Below are 6,529 nucleotides of genomic sequence, written 5' to 3' on the forward strand. Positions count from 1 at the left end.
ACGCTGCCTCCGATGACCGATGCGAAGCGAGAGCTGATCGACCTGAGTAAGGACAGTCCAAGCCGCTTCGTGCAGGCCTTCGAGAACGGCGACATCGAGGGCTTCCCCGGTCTCAAGGCGCCTGCACTGCTCACGCCGGCACTCAGCACGGACCTGTTCGACCTCTATAGCGCCTGGTGCCACCGCGTCGGGCAGCGCGCGCTCAACCAAGCACGCTTCGCCAACGCTCTGATGCGCAAGCATGGCGCGGAGACGCTGCGCAAGCGATACGACCTCGACACAGGCACGAAGGGGCCGCACGGCATCACATACCTGCCTGGCGGCTGGGAATGCCCACCTGGCGAGCACGAGGGAGCGTTCCTCGGTGAGCGCATCCGGGTGTTCCGCGATGCATTCAAGGTCTATCGATCGGGGGAGCCGAAGTGATGCGCGCCCCAGCTCACCCAACTTTGTGCGGCATGTGCGGCGCCGGTGCGGCGTCGTGTGCGCTCAAAACTTCAATGAAATCAATGATGTGCGGCGTGTGCGGTGTCATCCGCACTTTCTCATGCGCATGCGTGCGTATGCGGACGTGCGTGCAGGCGCGCATGTGCGCGCATGCACGCACCCGCCTGCACCCCGCACATGCCGCACATGCCGCACACGCCAATGCTGACGGGCACTTACGTGCGCTCGCACCCCGCACACATCACCCCACACACCGCACTAAAGGAAGATGGAATGAGTGTTCGAAAATTGAAACGCCGCGCCCAGCGTCGGCAATGGGCGTGGACGTTCTGCCCGTGGTAGCGGTCACTCGGGTTATCCGATGCGACGAATCGAACGCAGCGGAGTTCGCGGCGATGGTCAACGACTGGCCGGAGCTGAAGGCCCTGGTGCGCACCCTTCGCGCCGTGGACCTGTTTCCGGGCCTGCGTGGCATGCAGGTGACGCTGACAGGCGCTCCGGAATGGGTTAGCAAGGGTGTGGCCGCGGTGGCCACGGAAAACGCCTCCGTGGTGACCGGGGGTGTGCATGCGGCTTGATCTGAAGCTGGAAGGCATCGACGCGGTACGCGAGCAGCTCGTGCGCCTCAGCGGCAAGGAGGCGCGCGCCGCCTACGCTGCGGCGCTGAACGACACCGGCTTTCAGGTCCGGCGCGTCATGCGAAACGAGATCCGCACCGTGTTCGACCGGCCTACGCCCTATGTCGCCAACAGCGTCTACGTTCGCCAAGCCACGGCCGAGCGCCTGAGCGTCGCGATCGAACCAACCTACTACGGGGGGAAGGGCATCGACCCGCAGCAGATCCTTCAAGCCCAGGAGTTCGGTGGGACCCGGCGTGACAAACGCAGCGAGGTCGCGCTGCGTCGCGCCGGCATCCTGCCCGCCGGCTACCAGACTGCCATCCCGCGCACACCCTACCCAGGCAGTGACGACGGCCGCGGCAACCTTCGTGGTTCGTTCCTTGTGCAGCTCATCAGCTACTTCCAGGCTTTCGGCCAACAGGGCTATCGCGCGAACATGACCGCGCGTCGCCGCGCGAACGTGCATCGTGGCACTGCGAAGAACGCCGGACGCCGCTACTTCGTGGCCTATGGGCGACTGCGCAGCGGCCCGACGGCGCACCTTGCGCCTGGCATTTGGGCGGCCAGTGGCACGCACGGTACAGACGTGCGCCCGGTGCTCATGTTCGTTCGGGCCGGCTCGTATCGCTCGCGCTTGAGCATGGAGGCCATCGCCGACAAGGCAGGGGCCGACGAGTATCTGCAGCGCCGGCTGCGCTTCCGGATTCGTCAGGCGGCGGGGGAATGACGATGCGCAGCGCCAAAGTCCCGCACCGCGAGTTCCGGATTCAACGGGGTCGCCCGTTGCCCCGCAATTCGAGGTTTGAAAGATGGATAGCCAGGGGGCGAGCGAAGCGAACCCGTAGGGCTCGACCTTATCGCTATGAGTTTTGGAGGCCTGTGCCGGCGAGCCTTGCACCACACCGACTACGCGCACTCGGCTACGAGGAGATCCCGTTTTGAGCACGCCCGCGAACAACCTGATGACCGTGCCCGAGTTCTCGGCGCACCTGGGATTCGGCCGGACCTACGCCTACCAGTTGCAGAAAGAGGGCCGTTTGGTGATGTCCGAGGATGGCAAGCGCGTGCTGGTGGCGGAAAGCATGGCCCGCATCGAGACCACGAAAGACCCTGCCCGGCAGGGCGTGGCTGCGCGCCATGCTGTTGCACGTGAAACAAAGACCACGCGCTCACCGGAGCCCGAGGCCGGTGAGCCTGAGCCACCAGAAGATGAGGCGCCCGCCGGGCCGGGACCTACCTCGTTCGACTTCCAGGGGTCCAAGGCGAAGCGGGAACACTTCGCAGCGCTCGAGGCGGAAGCGTCGTACCGCGAGAAGGTGCGCGAGCTTCTTCCCGCGTCCGAGGTCCGCGCGGTGATGACGGAGACGATGACGGTGCTGCGACGCGCCTTGGAGGGGATCGCCCATCGGCTCGCGCCGGCACTGGCCGCCGAGGTCCAGGAGCACGAGGTGCGCGCCATGCTGGACACGGAGATCCGCGCGGCGCTGGAGACGGCGGCGACCGAACTCGCCGCAGCTGCCAAGTAAGGGCCGAGACGAGAGCGCATGGAAACAAAGGAGCTTTTCCGAACCGCTGCAAAGGCGGTGCAGCCGCGGCGGCCGAACACGGTGTCGCAATGGGCAGACGAGCACCGCAACCTCAGTAGCAACGCGAGCTCGTAGCCTGGCCGCTGGGTGACCGCACGCAACCCGATGCTGCAGGAGCCGATGGTCTGCATGAGCGCCAACAGCCCGGTGCGGGAGATCGTGGCGCTGTTCCCGATCCAGTTCGGCAAGAGCGAGATCGAGACCAACATCATCGGGTACACCATGTGCGAGGACCCGTGTCCGATCATGGTCGTGCTGCCTGGCGAAGTGTCGATGAACAAGTTCATCAACCAGAAGCTGAACCCGCTGCTGGACGAGACACAAGCCTGCGCGGAAGCCCTCACCTCGACCGCCTCCCGCAATTCGAGCAACACGCGGGGATTCAAGGACTTCTCGGGCGGGCAGCTCTACATCGAACACGCCGGCAATGCCGTGCGCCTGAAGTCGACCACCGCCAAGCTGGTGTTGGTCGACGAATACGACAGCGTGGCGACAAGCCTGCCGACAGGCGACGATCCAGACGCGATGCTCGACGGGCGCAACAGCGCCTTCCCGGCCACGTCGAAGCGCGCGTCGGTGGGTACGCCCGAGATACTTGCGCTGTCGCGACTTGAGGCCAAGTATGAGAAATCAGACCAGCGCCTCTACAACGTGCCGTGCCCGCACTGTGGGCATATGCACCCGCTCACATGGGAGAGCTTCCACTGGGCGCTCGGCCCGGACGGCAAGGTGACGCGCGCGTGGGTGGTCTGCCCGGACTGCGGCGCGGAGATCGATGAGCACCACAAGGACCGCATGGTCGACGCGGGCCGCTGGGTGCCTCGGCATCCCCATCGAACGATTCGCGGCTATCGGGCAAACTTTCTCTACGATCGTTTCGCGTTGGGCCCGCGCGGGATGGAAATGGCGCAGGTCTGGGTGGATGCCCAGAGCGACCTCACTGCCCTGAAGACCTTCACCAACGACCGCCGCGCCGAAGGCTGGGAAGACCCGGCCATGCGCGCGGTGAAGCACAACGCGATCGCGGACCGGGCTGAGCCCTATCCGCTGCGCACCGCGCCCCATGGCGTGTCGCGCATCACCATCGGCGTGGACACGCAGGACAACCGTCTCGCAGTCCAGGTCATTGGCTGGGGCAAAGGCATGGCCTTCTGGGTGCTCGACTACATCGAGCTCCCGGGCGACCCCGCGGAGGATGCGGTCTGGACGGCACTCACAGAGTTGGCGAACCGGCCGATCATGCACGCCAGCGGGGCCACATTGCGAGCCGAGGCCATTGGCATCGACATGCGGGGGCACCGCACCGAATCCGTGAAGGCGTGGGCGCGCAAGCGGCTCGTGCGCCGCGTGATGGTGATGTATGGCGCGAAGCACAACAACGCGCCGGTGATCGGCAAGGGAAAGCTCGAGGACCGCAACGCTCGCGACAAGGCCGACCGGCGCGGGGTGCTGCTGTATCAAGTGGGCACAGTGGCCATCAAGAATTGGTTGTTCGGTCGCCTCTCGGTCGATGCGGACCGTGAGCCCGAGCAGCGGCAGACCCACTACAGCGCAGACCTCGAGCGCGAGTTCTTCACCGGTCTGGTGAGCGAAACCTACGACCCGCGCACCGGCCGCTATGTCAAGCGCCGCGGCGCGCGCAATGAGCCGCTGGATACCTGGGTGTACGCCTTTGCGGCGGCGCATCACCCCGAACTGCGACTGCATCGGGCGACTGCCGCCGACTGGCAGAGTTGGGCGCATGCGTTGAAGCATGGCGCAAAGCCTGACGCGGAGGCCGAGGCTGAAGACGAAGCGGCCCCCGACGAGTCACCTGCGGAGGTCGAAGACGCGCAACCACAGGCGGCCTCCAAGCCGGGGCGCTCAGATGCCGACCTCTTTTCCCCTATCGCCCTGGACTGAACATGGCAACACACCTTCCATCTGACGAAGCTCTCGACATCATCGAAGAAGAGGCCCGCGCGATGGCGCAGTGCTACGGTGTGGCCGCTCCTGCGGAAGCGGCGGCCGCGCTGATCGAGCGCTTGCTGCTGCGTCTGAACGGCGCTCATATCTACATGCCGAAGCAGTCCTCGCGCAAGCGCGTATCGGAGCATCAGGAGATTTCCCGGCGCTTCAATGGAAGCAATCTCTTCGAGCTGGCGCGCGAGTTCGGCATGACGCCGCGACACGTTCGCCGGATCCTCGCGAAGCCGCGCGCAGGGGTGGTGCGAAGCAGCACAACCGGACAGTTGCCGCGCACAAGTTCACTAGATACTATTCATCGAGATGGTGGTGAAAGAGACGTGGAGCAACGGCGAGAGCCGCCATACCGCTGAGGGAAAATCGAGCCAGCGCGTCACTGGCCCCGTCTGAAATGCCGGGCTCCCGAAACGGCAGCCAATCAACCGACCGGGTGCAAGGCCCGGTGCCACACACTTCGCATGCGCCGTTCTGGCGCATGCATCCAGAAAATGAAGAGGGACATGTTTTTGTGACATTGTCCAGCGGAAATGTCCGCGATGACCTGTTGTCATCGGTGTATGGGCATCTACCGTCACCTCACCGTTGAACAGCTTGAAGCCAACCGCGACAAGCTGCTCAGCTCGCTGACAGAGCGGCTCACCAAACCCACCAGCATCGGCTTCGAAGGCCGAAACGTTCAATTCAACCAGCGCACGGACGAGATCCGCCGTGAGCTGGAAGCAATCAACGTCGAGCTGGACCGGCGCAACGGCGTTGCTTCGCGCGCGCCCATCTACATCGTCTGATGAACCGGAGAAAGCGCTTCCGCTCCGGTGTCGAACAGGCGCAGCGCTCGGCTGGTGGCGCGTCGGTGTCCGCCTATCAGGCCGCGGGCAACGACCTCAGCATGTTCGACTGGCATCCCTACGCAGGTAGTGCCGATGCCGACCTGCTGCCCGAGCTCGACACGCTAACAGCCCGCTCGCGCGATATGTCGCGCAACAACGGCCTCATGTCGGGCGGCATGCAGACGCTGCGCGACAACATCGTGGGCGCCGTGTTGCGTATGTCCTCGACGCCGGACTACCGGCTGCTTGGCTGGTCGCGCGAGCAGGCGCGGGAGTGGGGCAACAACACCGAAGCGCATTTCCGCTCGTGGGCTGAAACCACCGAGTGCGATGCGGCGCGCAGCCTGAACCTGTTGGGTCAGACCGTGCAGGCCCTCGGCGGCGCCATGGTCAATGGCGATGCACTGGCGCTGCCCCTGTGGTTGCCCCGGCCAGGATCGAAGTGGAACACGCGGATGATGATGGTCGAGGCTGACCGCCTCAGCACGCCGCCCACCATGCTCGCCACGCCCAACATGCGCGGCGGCATCGAGTTCGATCAATACGGCGCCCCCGAGGCATATCACGTCATGCGGCAGCACCCGGGTGAGCGCTACGGCTACCTCGGCTGGGGCGCTGGCATCAACGTCTGGGACAGGATCCCCGCGTTCACGTCGTGGGGGCGTCGCCGGGTCGTGCACCTGCACGACAAGGAGCGCACGGGCCAGTCCCGCGGGAAGCCCATCGTCACTGCGGTGATGGCCGAGTTCCACATGGCCGGGAAGTACGCCAAGAATGAGCTGCAGGCCAGTCTGGCGAATTCGCTCGTTGCCGCATTTCTCGAATCGGACCTCGATCAGGAGTCCGCGGGCAACCTCTTCGGAGAAGACCCGCGTGGTGCATGGGCCGAGTCGGTGAAGCAGGCGCGCAACATTCGCCAGCTCAAGGGCGCCGCCATCATCCCGCTTCCGGTCGGTGCCAAGGTGTCGAGCTTCACGCCCGGGCGGCCCAATGCCGCCTTCGAGGCCTTCATGCTCGCGAGCCTGCGCCACATCGCCGCGGGCCTGAACATTCCTTACGAGCTTCTGCTCAAGGATTTCAGCAA

Annotated in this window: 7 protein-coding genes and 1 pseudogene; all 8 read left to right on the plus strand. The window is 65.2% G+C overall.

From position 1 onward, the window contains the following. Nucleotides 1–426: pseudogene (locus ACT6S0_RS25550) on the plus strand (DUF5906 domain-containing protein); the annotation flags it as partial. Nucleotides 427–767: 341 nt separating this feature from the next. Beyond that, nucleotides 768–1,025 (plus strand): hypothetical protein, encoded by a 258-nt coding sequence (locus ACT6S0_RS25555; protein WP_444766548.1) that lies wholly within the window; start codon nucleotides 768–770, stop codon nucleotides 1,023–1,025. After that, complete coding sequence (locus ACT6S0_RS25560; protein ID WP_444766549.1) at nucleotides 1,015–1,794, plus strand: hypothetical protein; 780 nt, start codon at nucleotides 1,015–1,017, stop codon at nucleotides 1,792–1,794. Before ACT6S0_RS25555 ends, ACT6S0_RS25560 begins: the two co-directional genes overlap by 11 nt. Before the next feature lie 211 nt (nucleotides 1,795–2,005). Further along, nucleotides 2,006–2,593 (plus strand): hypothetical protein, encoded by a 588-nt coding sequence (locus ACT6S0_RS25565; RefSeq protein WP_444766550.1) that lies wholly within the window; start codon nucleotides 2,006–2,008, stop codon nucleotides 2,591–2,593. 147 nt (nucleotides 2,594–2,740) lie between these two features. Further along, entirely contained in the window at nucleotides 2,741–4,555 is a 1,815-nt protein-coding gene (locus tag ACT6S0_RS25570; protein ID WP_444766551.1) for a terminase gpA endonuclease subunit, read from the plus strand. A 2-nt stretch (nucleotides 4,556–4,557) separates the two neighbouring features. Beyond that, entirely contained in the window at nucleotides 4,558–4,971 is a 414-nt protein-coding gene (locus ACT6S0_RS25575; RefSeq protein WP_444766552.1) for a Mor transcription activator family protein, read from the plus strand. A gap of 204 nt (nucleotides 4,972–5,175) precedes the next feature. Then, nucleotides 5,176–5,403 (plus strand): hypothetical protein, encoded by a 228-nt coding sequence (locus ACT6S0_RS25580; RefSeq protein ID WP_444766553.1) that lies wholly within the window; start codon nucleotides 5,176–5,178, stop codon nucleotides 5,401–5,403. Beyond that, nucleotides 5,403–6,529, plus strand: a 1,127-nt coding sequence (locus ACT6S0_RS25585; protein ID WP_444766554.1) for a phage portal protein, incomplete at its 3' end; no start/stop codon positions are given. The genes ACT6S0_RS25580 and ACT6S0_RS25585, both read left to right, overlap by 1 nt.

This window comes from Roseateles sp. (assembly GCF_052436255.1).
Classification (GTDB): Bacteria; Pseudomonadota; Gammaproteobacteria; order Burkholderiales; family Burkholderiaceae_C; genus Pelomonas.

Excerpts from the sequence above, each read along its gene's own strand:
- ACT6S0_RS25560 (WP_444766549.1), top strand. The coding sequence starts at position 1,015 with ATGCGGCTTGATCTGAAGCTGGAAGGCATCGACGCGGTACGCGAGCAG.
- ACT6S0_RS25580 (WP_444766553.1), top strand. The coding sequence starts at position 5,176 with ATGGGCATCTACCGTCACCTCACCGTTGAACAGCTTGAAGCCAACCGC.
- ACT6S0_RS25575 (WP_444766552.1), top strand. The coding sequence starts at position 4,558 with ATGGCAACACACCTTCCATCTGACGAAGCTCTCGACATCATCGAAGAA.